Below are 19,048 nucleotides of genomic sequence, written 5' to 3' on the forward strand. Positions count from 1 at the left end.
GACGCCATGAAGACGCTGACGCTGCTGCGCCACGCCAAGTCGGGCTGGGACGACGCCGTTCCCCGCGATTTCGACCGACCGCTGAACCCCAAGGGCCGCCGTGCGGCGCAGGTAATGGGTCGGTTCCTGAAGACGCAGGGCGCGGCGTTCGACCATGTCCTCGCCTCCCCCGCGCTGCGCGTGGTCGAGACGCTGGTCGAGGTGGAATATGGCTATGGCCGGGCGCTGACGCCGGCATGGGACAAGCGCGCGTATCTGGCATCGGCCGCGACCCTGCTCGACCTGATCCGCGAGTTGCCGGAGGCGGCGGGGACGGCGCTGGTCGTCGGTCATAATCCCGGGCTGGAGGACCTCGTCCTCGATCTGGTGGCGGACGGGGGCGATTTGCGCGACGCGGTGGAGGCGAAATATCCGACCGCGGCGGTGGCAGTGATGACCTGGGACGGAGGGTGGGCGGACCTGCGGTCGGGGGCAGCTACGCTGGAGGCGTTCACCCGGCCGCGCGACCTGGATGCGACGCTGGGGCCGGACGAGGACTGAGGGGGGTCTTGGTCGTCATCCCAGCGGAAGCTGGGACCTCCTGCCGAAGCGGTCGATATGCGAAGGGAGACCCCAGCTTTCGCTGGGGTGACGGACTGGGCGGAGCTTACGTTTTACGGCACCAATATCGTGTCGACCGCCTCCGCGTCGGTGGTGGGATAGTCGAGCGTGTAGTGGAGGCCGCGGCTTTCCTTGCGGTGGAGCGCGGATTTCACAATCAGGTCCGCGGTTTGCAACAGGTTACGCAGCTCGATCAGGTCGGGCGTCACGCGGAAATGGCCGTAATAGTCGCCGACCTCGTCGGTCATCATGCGGATGCGATTGGCGGCGCGCTGGAGCCGCTTGGTGGTGCGGACGATGCCGACGTAATTCCACATGAACCGGCGGATTTCCGTCCAGTTCTGCTTGATGACGACCTCTTCGTCGGAGTCGGTGACGCGGCTTTCGTCCCAGGCGCGGATCGCGGGCGGGGCGGGCAGATCATCCCAGCACTCCGCGATGTGCGTTGCCGCCGCTTCGCCGAACACGAAGCATTCGAGCAGCGAGTTGGAAGCGAGACGGTTCGCGCCGTGCAGCCCCGACTGCGTGCACTCGCCCGCGGCATAGAGGCCGGGCAGGTCGGTGCGGCCGTCGCGATCGACCATGATGCCGCCGCAGGTGTAATGCTGCGCAGGCACGACCGGGATCGGCTCCTTGGTCATGTCGATGCCGAGGCCGATCAGCTTTTCATAGATGTTCGGGAAGTGCGCGCGAACGAACTCCGGCGGCTGGTGACTGATGTCGAGGTGGACGTAATCGAGGCCGTAGCGCTTGATCTCCGCATCGATCGCACGCGCCACCACGTCGCGCGGGGCCAGTTCCATCCGGTCGGCATCGTATTCCGACATGAAGCGCTTGCCGGTCGACGGGTTGATGAGCCGCCCGCCCTCGCCGCGCACGGCCTCCGTGATGAGGAAGTTCTTGACCTCCAGATGGTAGAGGCACGTCGGGTGGAATTGCATGAATTCCATGTTCGACACGCGCGCACCCGCGCGCCACGCCATCGCGATACCGTCGCCCGTCGCCCCGCGCGGGGCGGTGGAAAAGAGGTAGGTGCGCCCCGCCCCGCCCGTCGCAAGGATCGTGGCGCGTGCGACATGCGCCTCGACCCGGCCGGTGCGGCGGTCGAGCGCGTAGACGCCCCAGACATGACCCGCGCCGGAATAGCGTTCCTCGTGCCGGCTGGTCGCAAGGTCGATCGCAACCTGATCGGGGACGAGCGTGATGTTCGGATGCGCCTCGGCGGCGCGTTGCAGCGCCTCCTGCACGGCCCAGCCGGTCGCGTCAGCGACGTGGACGATGCGGCGGTGGGAATGGCCACCTTCGCGCGTCAGGTGCAGGATGTCGTTTTCCTGCGCGAAGGGAACGCCGAGTTTCTGGAGCCGCTCGATCGCGGCGGGGGCGCGTTCGACGACGAATTCGACGGTGGCGCGGTCGTTCAGGCCCGCGCCGGCAATCATCGTATCCTCGATATGGCTGTCGAACGTGTCGCCCGGCTCCAGCACCGCGGCGATGCCGCCCTGCGCCCAGGCGGTCGAGCCCTCGTTGAGCGCGCCCTTGGCGAGCACGGCGACCCGGAAGCGTTCGGCGAGGTTGAGGGCCGCGGTCAGTCCGGCCGCGCCGGAGCCGACGATCAGGATATCCGCCTGACTCACAAGGCGAACCCGGCAATGGGAGCGCGGAAGGTTAGGCTAAGGTTAGTCCAACGCGCACGATAGGCGACATCGGAGCGACGGGAGGGCGCGGCGGGCATGACGGGTCTGTGACATGATTGCGCGGTGTAGGACAGGGGGTTGGCGGGTGACGGCGCAATGGTGTCTGCCGGAGGAGGCATGAGCCTCATCTGTGCTTCGACCAGCCCAGCACGAACGGTTCAGGTCGATACCGACAGCCTCTAGACGCGTTCGGTGACCCCCGCCCAGGCGCTGCGCATCATGCGCTGGATGTGCTGGCGGCTCTGGTCGGAGAGGTGACGGATGCGCTGGCCGGCACCGGAGATGCCGGTGGAGCGGTCCAGCCCCTCGACCTGCATCACCCATAGCTGGCGGAACGCGCCGCCGGGCATGCGGAGCAAATCCTGCGGCGGTCCGTCCTCGACGACGCGGCCGTCGACCACGACGACAACGCGGTCGAAGTTGGCGATCGTCGACAGGCGATGCGCGACGGCGATGACGGTGCGGTTCTTGATGAGCGCCTCCAGCCCGTTTTGCACCTCCAGTTCCGATTCCGAGTCGAGCGCGGAGGTCGCCTCGTCGAGCAGGACGACGGGTGCGTTCTTCAGGAAGGCGCGGGCGATGCCGATGCGCTGACGCTGGCCGCCCGACAGGTTGGTGCCGCGTTCGCCGACGATGCTGTCGTAACCGTGCGGCAGGCGGCGGATGAAGTCGTCGCAGCCGGCGGCTTCGGCGGCGCGGTGGACTTCCTCGTCGCTGCTGTCGGGTTTGGCGAAGCGGATATTCTCCATCACTGTCCGATGGAACAGCAGCACCTCCTGCGGGACGACGGCGAGCGTGTCGCGCAGGCTTTCCTGCGTGACGCTGTCGATGCGCTGGCCGTCGATCGCGAGGTGGCCGGCCTGCGGGTCATGGAAGCGCTGGATCAATTGCAGCAGCGACGACTTGCCGGCACCCGAAGGGCCGACGACGCCGACTTTCTGCCCCGCCGGGATGACGAGCGACAGGTCGTGCAGCACGGGGTGGCGCGGATCGTAGCCGAAGGTGACGTTGGTCAGTTCCACCCGCCCCTCGCCGACGCGCAGCCGGGCGGCGTCGTCGGCGTCGCTGAGCGTCTGGGGCACGCCGATGATGTCCAGCGTCTCGCGCAGATAGCTGAATTGCTGGCTGGTATCGATCAGCGCCATCGCCAGATCGCGGGAGCCGTGCAGGATGCGGAAGGTCATCGTGCTGATGATGACGACATCGCCGGTGCTGATCGCACCCGTCGACCATCGGCCGATCGCCCAGACGAGCGTGCCGCCGACGAGGACCGCGAGCGCCAGATCGTGCAGTCCGCGCATGCGTTCGACGAAGAACCAGCCGCGTTTCTGCGCGCTCGCCTCGTCGTCGAGGAAACCCTGAAGCCGTGACAGTTCGCGCTGGCGGGCGGCGAACGCTTTCACCACCCAGATATTGCCGATCAGGTCGACCAGTTCGCCGCCGACGGTGCCGGCATGCTCCGCGAACGCCTTGTGGTGGACGTGGCCGCGTAGCCCCAGCATGACGAGGCCGGCGGTGACGAGGACGAAGATCGCGCCCAGCACCGCGGCCATGCGTACGTCGATCGTGGTGAAGATCATCATCGCGCCCACGAAGACGATCAGCGGCGGCGTCACCTCCTGCAACAGGCGGTGGACGATCGCGCCGAAGATACCCGCCAGCCCCGAGACGCGGTGGCCGAGCGAGCCGGCGCGCTGGTTCTGGAAGAACGGCATCTGGTGGCCGGTCAGATAATCGATCATATCCAGACGGATGCCGACGCCGGACGCGACCGTCGCCTGCCCCAAAGTCAGCGCCGCCGCCCGCTGAAGCAGGCTTTCGAGCACCACCAGCCCGAGGAACGCGGCGAGCGCGTCGTAGACGGCGGAGCGGATGCGATCGGTGCCGGTCATCGCGTCGATCAGCAGCTTCATCGCATACTGGACGCTGATCGCGCAGATCGAGGCCCCGGCGACCAGCAGCGCGAGCGCGAGGAATATCCACGGCCGCGCCCGCACGTAATGCAGGATGAAGCGCGTCGGGCTGACGAGAAAAGGCAAGGCGCACTCCACCGATGACCTGCTTATGCTGCGCCGCAACACACGGGAGCACCATCGGGTTGCGACGGCGGGAGTGGATTCTTCGTCGGTGGGGGCGAATCATGTGCTTCTGCGTGTTCGAACCGCGTCTCGCGGCTGCTTACCGGGTTGCGGCGACCATTTGGCGGACGAGCCGAAGCTCGACGCCGGTCCTGGTTGCCTTCTTCGGATCGGCCGGCTTCATGCGCATGAGATAGAAGGTCTCCGCCGAGCCGTCGGCGCCGCGTTTCTGTTCGCCGATCACGTGCGTCTGCATGGCCCCAAGGAGGATATCCTGCGGGGGCATTGCGGTGAAACCACCGCCCGACCGCTGCTTCGCGACATCGACGATGCGCCCCCACATCGCCTCGTCGATCTCTCCATCGGTCCCAAGCATGCGCACGGCGCAGGCGTGGATCGGCGGGGCTTCGACGGTGATGATGATCGGTGGCGATTAGCCGTCGGGATACTCCCGCACCACCGTCATCTTCCATCCCTTGGGAGTGGTGCTGGCTTCGACCACACAGGAGACTGCACGCCTGGCCTGTAGCATACGTTCACGCGCGACCGTGCCTTCAGTCCACGGCGGCGACGGGTAGATGATGATCTTCGTCCGCTTCATGGCTTGGCCTTTTCTGCTAGAGTTACTGCTTCGGACCATTCCGGACCACCCGCATCGGTCCCATCGACCAGCCACGTTTCGATGAATGACTTGGCCCGTACCGGATCACGGAAGCGCGCATCCGATGGATCGGTAAGCCGCAGTTCGTCGATCAGATCCGGTGGGAGCATTACGCGATAGCGTTCGAGCGCGAAGACGAGAGCAGTCAACTGGTTGCCGCTCAAACCGTCGATCCGGGCCGCCAGAGTTTCCCGTGCCTCCAAGCTGCTAAAGTATGCCTCGCCACGGATCTGGGGTTTGATCGCATCGCGCGATTGTTCGACAAGTGCCCCAGCGTCGTCCGTGATTGCAGTGATTGTAGACAGCAAAGACCCGGCATCGGCATAGGCTCGCAAGTCGACCAGCGCCTGCTCCAGTGGGTAGGCCTGATCGGCCTGTCGAAGGCCGGTCCGGATCGGCACGAGGGCAGCGATACGTGCCGCCTTCATGCGCGCGAGCAACGCCGACATCGCCTCCATGTTGAACAACTGCTTGTCCACCGACCCCCGGCTGCTGAGCAGCCCGGCCGACAGCGTGGAAAGCGCCGCCTTCTCCGCCGCAGTCCCGAGGGTCGCAGCTAACCCGTTAAGAAAGATGACTCCACCGTCCGAACTCATATTCATCAGCGCTCGATCTGAGCGGACCCGCCGAACGAATGCATTGAAGCTGTCGTCGTCGGCGCCGATCAGGGTCCAGACTATCCTGTCACGATATGCCCGCCGCTGCTCGGGGGATGATAGCCCCCTATACTTTTCCTTCGTGTCTTCTTCGGAACCTAGCGCCGAAGTATTTGATTTCAAGAAATCAAGCCGCGCTGGTCGATCGGTGAACGTGTTCGGGGCACATGCCCCCAACGCAAGAAGCGACCCCAACGTAAAGATTCTCACCTGCATCTCGCCCCCCAGCAAGTTACAGGCAAGATGCTGCACCGCCGTCTCAAGAGCAAGTGCTTTTTTGAAGCCGTACAGTATTCGATAACTCTATTCGTGACCTCGCGTCAGCGACAGGAAGACATCCTCCAGGTCAGGTTCGCGGGTCGAGACGTCGACGATGCCGACGCCGGCGGCCTGCACCGCGGCCAGCACTTCACCGGCGTTCACGCGTGCCTTAGAGTAGGTGATCTCCAGCACGCGGGCGCCCTTCAGCACGATCTTTTCGAAACAGGGTGCTTCGGGGGCGGCGGTCAGGTCGCGGTCGACGGTGACGGCGACGACCTTCTCCTGCGCGCGGCCGACGAGGTCGCGGGTCGGTTCGTTGGCGATCAGGCGCCCGTGGTTGATGATGGCGATGCGGTCGCAGAGCTGCTCCGCCTCCTCCAGATAATGCGTCGTCAGCACGACGGTGACGCCGCCCGCGTTGAGTTCGCGGACATAGGCCCAAAGTTGCTGGCGAAGTTCGATGTCGACGCCCGCGGTCGGCTCGTCGAGGACCAGCACGGGCGGGGAATGCACCATCGCCTTGGCGACCATCAGCCGCCGCTTCATGCCGCCCGACAGCGTGCGGGCATAGGCGTTCGCCTTGTCCTCCAGATGCACGGCGCGCAGCAGGTCGAGCGAGCGGCGGTCCTTTTTCGGCACGCCGTACAAGCCGGCCTGGATCTCCAGCGTTTCCACCGGCGTGAAGAAGGGGTCGAACAGGATCTCCTGATTGACGATGCCGATCGATGCCTTCGCGTTGCGCGGGTGCGCGTCGATGTCGAAGCCCCAGATCGACGCCGAGCCCTCCGTCTTGTTCACCAGCCCGGCGAGGATGTTGATGAGCGTTGACTTGCCCGCACCGTTGGGGCCGAGCAGACCGAAGATCTGGCCGCGGGGCACGTCGAACGTCACCCCGTCGAGCGCGCGCTTGCCGCCCTGATAGGTCTTGCACAGGCCGTTGATGGAGATCGCAGCTTCGGTGGAGATGGACGTCATGCGTTTCCCGTTAGGCTTCGGCTTGCCTCGCCACAATGCTCCTTGCTATTCGGACCCTATGACCCCGCCGCTAGAAGTCACCCGCACCAGCCAGCCCCGCGTCGCCTGCGACGGTGCTGCCGACATCCCCGGCGGCGCAGCGCTGGGCCATCCGCGCGTGTGGTTGCAGATCGACGAACTCGGTTACGTCGACTGCGGCTATTGCGACCGGCGTTTCGTGCTGATCGGCGGGCCGGCGGACGGCGTCGATCAGGCGAGCCTGCCCGACGTGACCGAGGGCAGCGCCTGATACGACCCGGCTAGCGTCCGGCCCGCCGATCGGCCGGCGGGCGGCTTGCCGCCCGATCGACGTCACGGCTTTGCCGGGGCCAGTGGCGAGGTGCTTCGACCGCGCTCGGCACGAACGGTTGGCATGGACCTTCCCGCTGGCGCGCCTATATTGCCGGTATGGTATATCTCGATCCCCGCTCCTTCCTGTACCGCGATCTTGCTCCGGAGGCCGCGCAGACGCTGGCGGCCGATGCGCTGGGCAAGGCGGACGACGGCGAACTCTACCTCCAGTATCGCAAGTCGGAGGCGTTCGGGTTCGACGACGGGCGGCTGAAGACCGCGAGCTACGACACCAATGCGGGCTTCGGCCTGCGCGCGGTATCGGGCGAGACGACGGCGTTCGCGCACGCCAACGAGGTGAGCGAGGCGGCGATCAAGCGCGCGGCGCAGACGATGGCGCTGATCGATCCTTCACACTCGGCGAAGGCGCCGCCGCCGCAGGGCAACAACCGGCACCTGTACACGGACGCCGACCCGCTCGACCTGATCCCCTTCGCCGACAAGGTGAATTTGTGCCAGACGATCGACGCCGCCGCGCGTGCGCGTGATCCGCGCGTGGCGCAGGTGTCGGTCGGGCTGTCGGGATCGTGGAGCGTGGTCGAGATCGTACGGCCGGACGGTTTCGTCGCGACCGACGTGCGGCCGCTGGTGCGGCTGAATATCCAGATCGTGGTCGAGCAGAATGGCCGCCGCGAGACGGGGACGTTCGGGATCGGCGGGCGCTACCTTTACGACCGCCTGTTCGAGGATGCGACGTGGAACCGCGGCATCGACGAGGCGCTGGCGCAGGCGCTGGTCAATCTCGACGCGGTCGCCGCGCCGGCGGGCGAAATGACGGTGCTGCTCGCGCCAGGCTGGCCGGGCGTGCTTTTGCACGAGGCGATCGGCCACGGGCTGGAGGGTGACTTCAACCGCAAGGGCACGAGCGCGTTTTCGGGCCGGCTCGGCGAGCGGGTGGCAGCGTCGGGGATCACGATCGTCGACGACGGGTCGCTGGTCGATCGTCGCGGATCGCTGTCGATCGACGACGAGGGTACGCCGACGCGCGAGACGGTCCTGATCGAGGACGGTATCCTGAAGGGGTACATGCAGGACCGCCTGAACGCGCGGCTAATGGGCATGGCGGCGACGGGCAACGGCCGGCGTGAAAGCTATGCGCACGCACCGATGCCGCGGATGACCAACACCTTCATGAAGGGCGGCAAGGACGATCCCGCCGAGCTGCTGTCGCGCGTGAAGCGCGGCATCTTCGCCAAGAGCTTCGGCGGCGGGCAGGTCGACATCGTGTCGGGCAAGTTCGTGTTCAGCTGCACCGAGGCGTATATGATCGAAGACGGCAAGATCGGCGCACCGATCAAGGGGGCGACGCTGATCGGCGACGGCCCGACGGTGCTGACCAAGGTGACCGGCATCGGCGACGACTTCGCGCTGGACGAGGGTATCGGCGTGTGCGGCAAGGGCGGTCAGGGCGTGCCGGCGGGTGTCGGTCAGCCGACGCTGCTGGTCGAGGGACTGACGGTCGGGGGGACCGCGGCCTAGGTTTCGAGTACGGATATTACGGCTTCACGCGCCGTTCGCTCGTGGCACTGCCCGGCCCCGGCCCCTCCCCTGATCGGGAGGGGTGGAGCTGGTCTACGGCGCTTGGTTCTTGGCCCCGCCCCATCATCGAGAGCGTAGCGAAGCGATCCGAGGTGTCCGATGTGGCTCCTGGATTGCTTCGCTGTGCTCGCAATGACGGCGGGGGGGGTGAACTAGCCGTTCTTATTCCGCGCGTCCCCGGAGCACGCCGGGATCCAGTCGCGGCCAGCTTTGTGAAACTCACTGCCGATGTGGCGACTGGACCCCGGCCTCCGCCGGGGTGGGGCCAGGGATCGGGGTTGGTTTGAGTGCTGAGCGCCAGCCGTCTCGCACTTACTGCCACCCGTCTCCGCCAGCAAACGCCCCCTAACCCCGCTGAGCCCCCGGGAATGCGAAGCCGACCGGCTGGATCGCGGCGGCATCCTGCTTCAGGCGCGCGGCAATCTGTTCGTAGTCGCGCTCCATTTCAGGGGTAACGCTCGCCCGCGCCTCCGCCAATGCGCCCTCGAAGTCGGCCATCGTGACCTCCGTCGCGGTGCGGGAACGGCGCAGCGCGATCAGGCCGGCGCGGCGGGTGACGTCCTCCAGATCGGCGCCGGTGAAGCGGTCGGTGCGGCGCGCGATGGAGGCGAGATCGACGTCCGACGCCAGCGGCATCTTGCCGGTCTGGATACCGAGGATGCGCTCGCGCCCCGCTTCGCTGGGGACGCCGACATAGATCAGCTCGTCGAACCGGCCCGGCCGCAGCAGCGCGGGGTCGACGAGGTTGGGCCGGTTGGTCGCGCCGATCACGACGACCGACTGCAATTCCTCCAGCCCGTCCATCTCGGCGAGGATGGTGTTGACCACGCGCTCCGTCACCTGCGGCTCGCCACCGCCCGATCCGCGAGCGGGCACGAGGCTGTCGAGTTCGTCGATGAAGATCACGGTCGGCGCGACCTGACGCGCGCGGGCGAACAGGCGGGCGATCTGCTGTTCGCTTTCACCGTACCATTTGCTCAGCAGGTCCGACGATTTGGTGGCGATGAAGTTCGCCTGTGCCTCGCGCGCGACCGCCTTTGCCAGCAGGGTCTTGCCGGTGCCGGGCGGACCGTAGAGCAGGAAGCCCTTGGCCGGACGGATGCCGAGCCGGCGGAACGCGTCGGGGTCCTTCAGCGGCAGCTCGACGCCCTCCTTCAGCCGCTCCTGCGCAGCATCCAGCCCGCCGACATCCTCCCAGCGGACATTCGGAGCCTGCACCATAACCTCGCGCATCGCCGACGGTTGAACGCGCTTCAGCGCCTCCAGAAAATCCTCGCGCGTCACCGACAGCGTGTCGAGCACCTCGGCGGGGATCGTCCGCTCCTCGAGGTTCAGGCGCGGCATGATGCGGCGGACCGCCTCGATCGCGGCTTCCCGCGCCAGCGCGGCGATGTCGGCTCCGACGAACCCGTAGGTGGTGCGCGCCAGCTCATCGAGATCGACGCGGTCGCCGAGCGGCATGCCGCGCGCGTGGATGCCGAGAATCTCGCGCCGACCGCGCTCGTCGGGGACGCCGACGACGATCTCGCGATCGAAGCGGCCGGGGCGCCGCAACGCCTCGTCGATCGCCTCCGGCCGGTTGGTGGCGGCGATGACGACGAGGTTCGCACGTGCCTCCAGCCCGTCCATCAGCGTCAGCAACTGGGCGACGAGGCGCTTCTCGGCCTCACCCTGCACCTGACCGCGCTTCGGGGCGATGGAGTCGATCTCGTCGATGAAGACGATCGACGGCGCGGCCTTGGTCGCTTCCTCGAAAATGTCGCGCAGGCGCGATTCGGACTCGCCATAGGCGGAGCCCATGATCTCGGGGCCGTTGATCAGGAAGAACTGCGCGTCCGACTCGTTGGCGACGGCGCGGGCGAGGCGCGTCTTGCCGGTGCCGGGCGGCCCGTGGAGCAGCACGCCCTTGGGCGGCTCGACGCCGAGGCGCTCGAACAATTCGGGGTAGCGGAGCGGCAGTTCGACCATCTCGCGCAACTGGTCGATCGTCGCGGCCATGCCGCCAATATCGTCATAGGTCACGTCGGCGCGGCGCGCGGCCTGCGGCTCTTCATATTCGGGGCGTAGTTCGATTTCGGTATTCTCATCGATGTGGACAACGCCCTTGGGGCTGGCGGACACGACGATGAGGCGGATTTCCTGCAATGCGAACGCGGGCGCGTTCATGAAGCGCTGTACGGTCGGTGGCATGTCCGAGACACGCTGATGCCCGGCGGTCGCGACGACATCGCCCTGGCAGAAGGGGCGACCGAGAAAGGTGCGCTGGAGCGCGGCACCGGAGCCCTGGAGGCGCAGGTTCGCCTGCGCCGGTGCGAAGACGACGCGGGTCGCCGGCTTCGACTCGGCGCGGCGCACTTCGACGAAATCGCCCGAGCCGACGCCGGCATTGGCGCGCTGGAGACCGTCGATGCGCAGCACTTCCAGTCCCTCGTCCTCGGGATAGGGGCCGACCGCACGGGCGGGAGTCGATTGCTTGCCGACGATCTCGATCACGTCGCCCTCACCCACCCCCAGCGCCGCCATCAGCGCACGCGGCAGGTGAGCGAGGCCACGGCCGGAATCCTCCGGGCGGCTGTTCGCGACCTGGATCTTGCGCGTCGGGGTTTCGCTATCGGCCATTCCTGCTTCCTTCTACGCGGTCCATCTGGCCGATCCCTTTCGAACGGCAAGCGCGTGAGGTAGGAAGCCGGTTCCAGCGCGGTTAGGGGCGGGGCGACCCAACGCGACGAAAAAAAGGGCCGGACCCGAAAGTCCGACCCCTTGAAAGTTTTTAGGAGAGGATGCCTGAAAGGCACGGTCTTTTTGCGTCGCAGCGAGCCATGTTGCAAGTGCGAAATACTCCGCTACGATTGCGTTCTATGCAATTCGCGGTATCGCTAACATAAGAAGCGGGAGAGGACGGGATGCGCAGGCTGCCCCCGTTGGGCGCGATCGAGGCGTTCGTGCAGGTCGCGCGCCTGGGATCGATCAAGGCTGCCGCGGAGGAACTGGCGCTGTCGGCACCGGCGCTGAGCCGCCGCGTGCAGTCGCTGGAACGGTTCATCGGCAAGCCGCTGTTCGCGCGGCGGCATCAGGCGATGGTCGCCAATGCCGATGGCGAGCGGCTGCTGCAGCAAATCGCGCCGGTGCTGGACCAACTGTCCGACGCGGTCGAGGCGATGACGAGTGGGACCGAAGTGCTGAGGCTGCGGCTGGGCATTCTGCCGCTATTCGCGTCGCAGCGGCTGTTCCCGCGGCTGGGCGACCTGCGCGCGACGCATCCCGAACTGCATCTCGACATCGATACGGCGGCGCACGGCATCGCGCGGCTGGGTGACGGGCTGGACGCCGTGATCGCACTAGCGCGCGACATCGATCCCTCGCTGTATGGGAAGCGGCTGGATCACAACAAGGTGTACGTCATCGGATCGCGCACCTTGCTGGAGGGACCGAACCCGGTGGTCGATCCGGCGCAGGTCGCGACGTTGACCGCTTTGATCCACCGCGACATGCCCGACACCTTCACCGCGTGGCGCAACGCCGCCGGGCTGGAGGAGATCGAACCGCAGGCGGTCGATCATTTCGATTCGGGGCAGTTGATGCTGGAGGCGGCGGCGCAAGGGCTCGGCATCGCGTTCATGCTGGAGAGCCACTTCGAGGATGCGAACGATCCGCGGCTGGTGCGGCTGTTCGATATCGAGGTGGAGAGCCCGTACAGTTACTGGTTCGTCTGCCGGCCGCGGGCGTTGCAGTCGAAGCCGGTGCGGCTGTTTCATGACTGGTTGGTGAAGACTTTGGGGGCTTGAGGGGCTGGGCAGCTCCGAGCCGTTTCGCGGGCGTCGACCCACCCCCGGCCCCTCCCTTTCAGGGAGGGGAAACGAGCAGTCCACTCCTCAGAAGTTGAAATTTTCCTGCTCCCCTCCTGTAAGGGAGGGGTTAGGGGTGGGTTGCGGTACGCCGTACCGTTTGTGAGATGGTGGTGACGACGCCGTCAAGGTTGTGCAGGACGTCGGTGTTCCAGAAGCGGAGGATCGTCCGGCCTTTCGCGGCCAGATAGGCGGCGCGGGCTTCGTCTCGTTCGATCTGCAAGCCGTGGTGCCCGCCGTCGAGTTCGATGCCGAGTTTCAGACTGCGGCAGGCTATGTCGATGATGAAGCGGTCTACTACCAACTGCGCGTGAAGCGTGGATGGTGGGACCGGAGGGCTTGCCAGAGGCGCCGTTCTGCCGGGGTTGGTTCGGTTCTGAGATCGCGGGCGTTGCGCGTAAGTTCGGGCGGGACGCGCTGCATCGTTGTTTCAGATTACAGCGCGTCTCGCGGGCGTCTACCCACCCCGGGCCCCTCCCTTGCAGGGAGGGGAGGAGGGAGCGGACATTTTTGAAAGTTACGCCACGCGCGCCTTGACGATCTTGCCGGGCTGGCGGGGGGGTTCGCCCTTGGGCAGCGCGTCGATCAGTTCCATGCCATCAGTAACCTGACCCCAGACGGTGTACTGGCCGTCGAGGAAGCGGGCGTCGTCGAAGACGATGAAGAACTGGCTGTTCGCCGTGTTGGGATCGTTGGTGCGCGCCATTGAGCAGATGCCGCGGACGTGCGGTTCCTTGTTGAACTCCGCCTTCAGGTTGGGCTTGTCGGAGCCGTGCATGCCGGTGCCGGTCGGATCGCCGCCCTGCGCCATGAAGCCGGGGATGACGCGGTGGAACACGACGCCGTCGTAGAAGCCGTCGTTCGCCAGCTCGGTGATGCGCTTGACGTGCTCGGGCGCGAGGTCGGGACGCAGCTTGATCGTGACGTCGCCGCCCTCCAGCGTCAGGGTCAGCGTCTCCGCGGTCGGGGTATCGGTCATGTCGTCCACTCCAGATTGGTCGAGCGGCAGATAGGGAGGGAGTGCGCCGCTGGCAAATCGCGCTGCGCCGCGATAGGGAGCAGGCGCCGCGATCAGACCATGCCAAGAGGGAGCCGGCGATGAGCGAAAACGAGCTTCCCGAAGCGCCGACCGAAGAACTGGACGAGCTGGACGAGGACGACCGGCTGCGACCCGAATTCGTCCGGGCGGTGCTGGACGCGGTCGAGGCGGGCGACGACGAGGAAGCGCGCACGCTGGTCGAGCCGCTCCACCCGGCCGATATCGCCGACTTGTTCGAGCTGACGCCGCAGGAGGACCGTACCGCCCTCGCCCGCGCCGTCACCGACCTGCTCGACGCGGACGTGTTCGCGGAGATGAACGATTACGTCCGCGAGGACCTGATCGATGCGCTGGAGCCGCACGAGGTCGCGGATATCGCGTCCGAACTCGATACCGACGACGCTGTCGCGATCATCGAGGACATGGACGAGGACGGGCAGCGCGCGGTGCTCCGCGCAATGGAACCGGACGATCGCGCCGCGATCGAGGAGGCGCTGTCCTATCCAGAGGAATCCGCCGGTCGCCTGATGCAGCGCGACCTGGTCGCGGTGCCGGAGCATTGGACCGTCGGCGACGTCATCACCTATCTGCGCAAGCAGGAGGACCTGACCACCGATTTCTGGGAAGTGTTCGTCGTCGATCCGGGACATCGGCCGATCGGCACCTGCGCGCTGTCGTGGATTTTGCGCACGCCGCACTGGGTGCCGGTGGGCGACGTGATGAGCCGCGAGCAGACGCTGATCCCGGTCGACATGGATCAGGAAGAGGTCGCGCTGCGGTTCCAAAAATACGCGCTGATCTCCGCCGCGGTCACCGACGGGTCGGGGCGGCTGGTCGGCATGATCACCGTCGACGACGTCGTGCATATCATCCAGCAGGAGGCGGGCGAGGACGTGCTGCGCCTGTCGGGTGCGGGCGACGGCGACATCAACGAACCGATCCGGCTGACGGTGAAGACGCGGCTGACATGGCTGGTCGTGAACCTGGCGACGGCGATGTTCGCCGCCAGCGTGGTGAAGCTGTTCGAGGGCACGATCGCGACCTTTGCGCTGCTCGCGGTGCTGATGCCGATCGTGTCGGGGATGGGCGGCAATGCGGGCACGCAGACGCTGGCAGTGGTGGTGCGCGCGATCGCGACCAATCAGCTGACGAATTCGAATACCCGCTGGATGGTGCTGCGCGAACTACGCATCGCGGCGGCGAACGGCGCGATGCTGGGCCTGTTGATCGGGGTGGGCACATTCCTGATCTTCGGGCGCGGCGATCTGGCGCTGGTCATCGGGTCGGCGATGGTCATCAACAACCTGACCGCGGGTCTGGGCGGAGTGCTGGTGCCGGTGACGCTCGACCGCTTCAACGTCGATCCGGCGGTGTCGTCCGCAGTGTTCGTGACGACGTTGACGGACACGATGGGTTTCTTTGCGTTTCTGGGCCTTGCGACCTTGTGGGGCCTGCACGGATAGGCTTGCGGCGTCTGCGTGTGTGACCCACATGGCAGCCTCCGATGGCGCTTCATTTGACCAAAGTGGCGTTCGGCGCGGCGAGCGTCGAGCATCTTTCCGAACGTCTCGCCCTGCGCGCGGCGGAGGGGCAGCTGTTCCTGACGACACGCTATCTGCCCAAGCGGCACGAGGAGGTGGCGGGTGCGGGGTCGCTGTTCTGGATATTGAAGCACCAGCTGGTAGCGCGGTCCGCGATCACCGGGTTCGGTGAGGCGGAGGGAGGTCGCGTCGCCATCTTCCTCGCGCCGCCACTGGTGCTGGTGCAGGCGCGGCCCAAGCGGGCGCATCAGGGCTGGCGCTATCTGGAGGCGGCGGATGCGCCCGTCGATCTGGGCGGCGACGGGACGGGGGTGGAGGCAATGCCGGCGGAGTTGATCGGGAAGCTGGCGGAGTTGGGTTTGATCTGACCGGGTTTGCGCAAACTCCTGCGTTCGGAAACCTAACGCTGTTTTCCGCAGGTAACCGGGCCGCCATTCGCGGGGCGAATCACGCAGCGGGGGGTGCCGGCGATGGTGACCTGTCCGGTGCCGGCGTTCGACACCTGTGCGGTGTAGCGGGCGCGGGCGGAGAGGTCGCCGATGCCGTCTGCGGCGACCAGCAGTTCGCCCGCGTCGAGCGCCGAGGCGTCGAGCGTCCCCTCCCCGTTCTTCGTCAGCCGGGCCTTGCCGACGCGACCGGCGAGCGCGATGCGGCCAGCGCCGGCGAGCATTGCCGATATTTCCGCGCCGTCGACCGCTGTCACCGCGATTGCGCCCGAGCCGGAGACGACGAGGTCGATCTTCGGTCCCCGCAGCCGCGCGATCGTCAGCCGCGCGCCCGCTACCGACTGCGCCGAGGCGAGCGACGGCGTCGAGAGCGTCAGCCGGATCGGGGCGGTCGATCGGCGCTGCACGTCCCCCCCCAGACCGAGGCGGCGGCGGATCGTCAGCGTCGTGCCGTCGAGCCGGACGTCGATTGCCTGGATCGCGTCCAAGTCGCCAGCGATGCGGACGGAGGGCGAGCCGGTGGTTACAGTCGCTTCGAACGGGCCCTCGACGCGCAAGCGTTCGAAGCTGCCAATGCCGACGGTGCGGTCCGCGGCCGATGCAGGGCCGGCCGACAGGGCAATTGCTGACAGGACAATGGCGGGGAGCGGGCGCATCACGCTACGCTCGACGATCCCCGCCCTTCGATCAAGCCGGGATCAGCCGCAATGCACCTTGCCGCTGCCCATCTTGCTGACTTCGCACTTCGCGCCGCCGGTGATGGTCACGTCGCCGGAGCCAAGGATGTTGATTTCCGCGGTGCGGGTGGCGGTCGCCTGCACGTCGCCGGCCCCGGCGATGTTGACCTCCGCCGTCTCCGTGCGGAGCGGTTGCGCGCGGACGTTGCCGGAGCCGCCGACCGAGATTTCAAGCGAGCGGGCGGTGCCGGCGGCGGCGATGTCGCCCGATCCCCCGATCGCGAACTCGGCCTTGTCGACCTTCATGCCGCGGATATCGAGCTTGCCGGAGCCGCCGATATTGCCCTCGAACTTGTCACCCTCCGCCTTGTCGACAGTGATCGTGCCGGAGCCGCCGATGTCAGCGCCGGTGATGCGCGGCATCGTCACGAGGTAGCGGACCTTGCCGGTGCCATTCCAGTTGATCCCGCGCTTCCAGCCGAGGCTGAGCGAGTTGCCCTTCCGCTCGACCCTGATCTTGTCGAGCGTGGCCGGGTCGCCGGTGGCGGTGACGGAGAAGGCGGGGCCGACGCGGACCTCCACGTCGCCACCCGCCGCCAGCCCGACGCTGTCGAAGTCGGTCACGGCATAGGTGCGGGCGCCGCCCGAGCCGGTCGCCGCAACGCCCGTGCTGCCGTCCTGCTCGTCGTCGGACGACCAGTTGAAGGAGCAGGCGGCGACGGGTATCGCCAGCAGCGCAAGCGCGACGGGGGCGAGGAGCGTTCTGGTGCCGAGCTTCATGATGTGTTTCCCCTGTGTGTTGTTTAGATAATACACGCTGGGGGAGGCGATGCAAGGGGCTGGCGGTTTGCAGTGTCGTCCGCGATTGCGGCCTCCGCCTGAATAGCGGATCCGGGGGTGATGCCGTCATCAGCTTGAACCGTGCTGAGCCTGTCGAAGCACCGGTGAGGCTCATGCCCTTCGACAAGCTCAGGGGAACGGAAGGCCGGGATCAACCTCATGAAATTAAGCTCTGAACGACGAAGGGCGGCCCGTCGCCGGACCACCCTTCCTGTAGACCGAGGCTCCACGCCGATCAGGCGGCGGGCTTGTCCTTGTTGTAGATCGCGGCGGCGGCGCGGAGGATCTCGAGGATCTTCTCCTGCGCCTTGGGCTCGTCGAGTTCTTCCATCGCGGCGAGTTCGCGGGCCAGACGGCTGGTCGCGGCCTCAAAGATCTGACGCTCGGAATAGCTCTGCTCGGGCTGGTCGTCGGCGCGGAACAGGTCGCGGACCACCTCGGCGATCGACACGAGGTCGCCGGAGTTGATCTTCGCCTCGTACTCCTGCGCGCGGCGCGACCACATGGTGCGCTTGACCTTGGGCTTGCCCTTCAGCGTGTCCATCGCCTCACGCATCGTCTTGTCGGACGACAGCTTGCGCATGCCGACGCTTTCGGCCTTGTTGGTCGGAACACGGAGCGTCATGCGCTCCTTCTCAAACCGCAGGACGTAGAGTTCGAGGCTGGTCCCGGCGATCTCCTGCTTCTGCAGCTCGATCACGCGGCCTACGCCGTGCTTGGGATAGACAACATAATCGCCGACGTCGAAAAACAGCGCCTTGGCAGCCATGTGGGGCCTTTCATCGGACCCGCGCCCGATCCGCTGGCGCGAAGGCCGGCGACGGGGCGCGCGTTGGGGATCCGGGCAACGCCGATCGCGCCCGTCGCAGCAGTATCTAGCAGCTTTGCACCAAAATTGCCAGCTTCGTGTCGCACCGCCGCACGACGCCACCATTCCGTCCCGATCGGTCCGTCACGCCGCCTCCCGCAGCAGCCGACGGACGCCCTGCCGTCAGTCGCCCGCGCCGGGTTCCGGGCTGAAGAAATTGTCGTACTTGCCCTCGACGCCCTTCATCGCGTCGGCGTCCGGCGGGGTCTGGTCCATCTTGCGGGTGACGTTGGGCCATTGCGCGGAGAAGGTGGCGTTCAGTTCCAGCCACTTCTCCTGGCCGTTCTCGGTGTCCGGCAGGATCGCCTCGGCCGGGCATTCGGGTTCGCAGACGCCGCAATCGATGCATTCGGACGGATTGATGACGAGCATGTTCTCGCCTTCATAGAAACAATCCACCGGACACACCTCGACGCAGTCCATGTACTTGCAACGGATGCAGGCGTCGGTGACGACGTAGGTCATTGCGCACTCCCGAACCGGCCCATGCCGGCAAGCTTCATACGGCCATCGACAGGCCGGCGATCATCGCGCGGCGACTAGGCCGCAAGCGTGGCGTGCGTCAATCGCCGTCGGCATCCTGCGACACGTTATCACCCGTCACGAGATCGGCATAGCAGCCGCGTGCCTCCGCCGGCGGGCCACGCCGGGCGGGCAGCGCCTCCACCCGCACGACGCGAACGCGCGACCCCTGCGCGAAGGTCAGGATGGCGCCGACCCGCACCGCAGCATGCGCGCGGTCGATCGGGCGACCGTCGAGGCGGAGATGGCCGGTACCGGCCAGCGCCTGCGCCGCGCTGCGCGTCTTGGCGAGGCGCGCCCACCAGAGGAACCGATCGAGGCGCATGGTGTCGACGGATGGAATCACCGGGCGAACATCTCCGCAAGGCTGGCGAATGCATTGGCACTGGACGGGGTCGGCGTGGTCGGGCGGGCGG

At 66.8% G+C, this 19,048-nt stretch carries 21 protein-coding genes; 6 read left to right on the forward strand and 15 right to left on the reverse strand.

All coding sequences use genetic code 11. From position 1 onward, the window contains the following. Nucleotides 1-6: 6 nt before the first annotated feature. Entirely contained in the window at nt 7-540 is a 534-nt protein-coding gene (locus AC0CH8_RS14305) for a SixA phosphatase family protein (RefSeq protein ID WP_465240499.1), read from the forward strand. Nucleotides 541-653: 113 nt separating this feature from the next. Here AC0CH8_RS14305 and nadB read toward each other — a convergent pair whose 3' ends face one another. The 6 genes from nadB to AC0CH8_RS14335 form a co-directional block, all read right to left on the reverse strand. After that, complete coding sequence (gene nadB / locus AC0CH8_RS14310) at nt 654-2,234, reverse strand: L-aspartate oxidase (RefSeq protein WP_465240472.1); 1,581 nt, start codon at nt 2,232-2,234, stop codon at nt 654-656. Between the two features lie 239 nt (nt 2,235-2,473). Further along, nucleotides 2,474-4,333: an ABC transporter ATP-binding protein gene (locus tag AC0CH8_RS14315; RefSeq protein WP_465240473.1), complete on the reverse strand. Its 1,860-nt coding sequence runs from the start codon at nt 4,331-4,333 to the stop codon at nt 2,474-2,476. A 139-nt stretch (nt 4,334-4,472) separates the two neighbouring features. Further along, nucleotides 4,473-4,715 (reverse strand): hypothetical protein, encoded by a 243-nt coding sequence (locus tag AC0CH8_RS14320; RefSeq protein WP_465240474.1) that lies wholly within the window; start codon nt 4,713-4,715, stop codon nt 4,473-4,475. A gap of 90 nt (nt 4,716-4,805) precedes the next feature. After that, nucleotides 4,806-4,973, reverse strand: a complete 168-nt coding sequence (locus AC0CH8_RS14325) for a hypothetical protein (protein WP_465240475.1) — start codon at nt 4,971-4,973, stop codon at nt 4,806-4,808. After that, nucleotides 4,970-5,635: a hypothetical protein gene (locus AC0CH8_RS14330; RefSeq protein ID WP_465240476.1), complete on the reverse strand. Its 666-nt coding sequence runs from the start codon at nt 5,633-5,635 to the stop codon at nt 4,970-4,972. Before AC0CH8_RS14330 ends, AC0CH8_RS14325 begins: the two co-directional genes overlap by 4 nt. A 357-nt stretch (nt 5,636-5,992) precedes the next feature. Continuing rightward, nucleotides 5,993-6,925 (reverse strand): ABC transporter ATP-binding protein, encoded by a 933-nt coding sequence (locus tag AC0CH8_RS14335; protein WP_465240477.1) that lies wholly within the window; start codon nt 6,923-6,925, stop codon nt 5,993-5,995. Nucleotides 6,926-6,983: 58 nt separating this feature from the next. Here AC0CH8_RS14335 and AC0CH8_RS14340 point away from each other — a divergent pair, with 58 nt between their 5' ends. Beyond that, nucleotides 6,984-7,214, forward strand: a complete 231-nt coding sequence (locus AC0CH8_RS14340) for a zinc-finger domain-containing protein (protein WP_204198506.1) — start codon at nt 6,984-6,986, stop codon at nt 7,212-7,214. A 158-nt stretch (nt 7,215-7,372) separates the two neighbouring features. Beyond that, nucleotides 7,373-8,794, forward strand: coding sequence for a metalloprotease TldD (tldD, locus tag AC0CH8_RS14345; RefSeq protein WP_465240478.1), 1,422 nt, complete (start codon nt 7,373-7,375; stop codon nt 8,792-8,794). Between the two features lie 405 nt (nt 8,795-9,199). Here the strand turns inward: tldD and AC0CH8_RS14350 are convergent, their stop codons facing one another. Beyond that, entirely contained in the window at nt 9,200-11,473 is a 2,274-nt protein-coding gene (locus tag AC0CH8_RS14350) for a CDC48 family AAA ATPase (RefSeq protein ID WP_465240479.1), read from the reverse strand. Between the two features lie 284 nt (nt 11,474-11,757). Between AC0CH8_RS14350 and AC0CH8_RS14355 the strand changes: the two genes are divergently transcribed. Continuing rightward, entirely contained in the window at nt 11,758-12,639 is an 882-nt protein-coding gene (locus AC0CH8_RS14355; RefSeq protein WP_204198481.1) for a LysR substrate-binding domain-containing protein, read from the forward strand. Nucleotides 12,640-12,769: 130 nt separating this feature from the next. On the opposite strand, the gene AC0CH8_RS14360 is transcribed toward AC0CH8_RS14355, so the two are convergent. The 3 genes from AC0CH8_RS14360 to AC0CH8_RS14370 all read right to left on the reverse strand — a co-directional run bounded on the left by AC0CH8_RS14360 (nt 12,770) and on the right by AC0CH8_RS14370 (nt 13,678). After that, nucleotides 12,770-13,003, reverse strand: coding sequence for an endonuclease domain-containing protein (locus tag AC0CH8_RS14360; protein ID WP_465240480.1), 234 nt, complete (start codon nt 13,001-13,003; stop codon nt 12,770-12,772). Further along, nucleotides 12,997-13,122 carry a DUF559 domain-containing protein gene (locus AC0CH8_RS14365; RefSeq protein ID WP_465240481.1) on the reverse strand — a complete coding sequence of 42 codons (126 nt, stop codon included), beginning with the start codon at nt 13,120-13,122 and terminating at the stop codon, nt 12,997-12,999. Before AC0CH8_RS14365 ends, AC0CH8_RS14360 begins: the two co-directional genes overlap by 7 nt. A gap of 94 nt (nt 13,123-13,216) precedes the next feature. After that, a complete protein-coding gene (locus tag AC0CH8_RS14370) occupies nt 13,217-13,678 on the reverse strand; it encodes a peptidylprolyl isomerase (RefSeq protein ID WP_055842927.1) in 462 nt (153 codons plus the stop codon). 119 nt (nt 13,679-13,797) lie between these two features. On the opposite strand from AC0CH8_RS14370, the gene mgtE reads away from it, so the two are divergent. Then, entirely contained in the window at nt 13,798-15,201 is a 1,404-nt protein-coding gene (gene mgtE / locus AC0CH8_RS14375; protein ID WP_465240482.1) for a magnesium transporter, read from the forward strand. A gap of 41 nt (nt 15,202-15,242) precedes the next feature. Beyond that, nucleotides 15,243-15,647, forward strand: a complete 405-nt coding sequence (locus AC0CH8_RS14380) for a DUF1489 family protein (RefSeq protein WP_465240483.1) — start codon at nt 15,243-15,245, stop codon at nt 15,645-15,647. 32 nt (nt 15,648-15,679) lie between these two features. Here AC0CH8_RS14380 and AC0CH8_RS14385 read toward each other — a convergent pair whose 3' ends face one another. The 5 genes from AC0CH8_RS14385 to AC0CH8_RS14405 all read right to left on the reverse strand — a co-directional run bounded on the left by AC0CH8_RS14385 (nt 15,680) and on the right by AC0CH8_RS14405 (nt 18,957). Further along, complete coding sequence (locus tag AC0CH8_RS14385; RefSeq protein ID WP_465240484.1) at nt 15,680-16,381, reverse strand: GIN domain-containing protein; 702 nt, start codon at nt 16,379-16,381, stop codon at nt 15,680-15,682. A gap of 42 nt (nt 16,382-16,423) precedes the next feature. Further along, nucleotides 16,424-17,182 (reverse strand): head GIN domain-containing protein, encoded by a 759-nt coding sequence (locus tag AC0CH8_RS14390; protein ID WP_465240485.1) that lies wholly within the window; start codon nt 17,180-17,182, stop codon nt 16,424-16,426. A gap of 295 nt (nt 17,183-17,477) precedes the next feature. Continuing rightward, on the reverse strand, nt 17,478-18,011 hold the full coding sequence (locus AC0CH8_RS14395; RefSeq protein WP_055841725.1) for a CarD family transcriptional regulator: 534 nt from the start codon (nt 18,009-18,011) through the stop codon (nt 17,478-17,480). 222 nt (nt 18,012-18,233) lie between these two features. Continuing rightward, nucleotides 18,234-18,575: a ferredoxin FdxA gene (fdxA, locus tag AC0CH8_RS14400; RefSeq protein WP_465240486.1), complete on the reverse strand. Its 342-nt coding sequence runs from the start codon at nt 18,573-18,575 to the stop codon at nt 18,234-18,236. Between the two features lie 97 nt (nt 18,576-18,672). Beyond that, on the reverse strand, nt 18,673-18,957 hold the full coding sequence (locus AC0CH8_RS14405) for an RNA-binding S4 domain-containing protein (RefSeq protein ID WP_465240487.1): 285 nt from the start codon (nt 18,955-18,957) through the stop codon (nt 18,673-18,675). Nucleotides 18,958-19,048 lie beyond the last annotated feature (91 nt).

Source organism: Sphingomonas sp. AC435, from assembly GCF_979253005.1.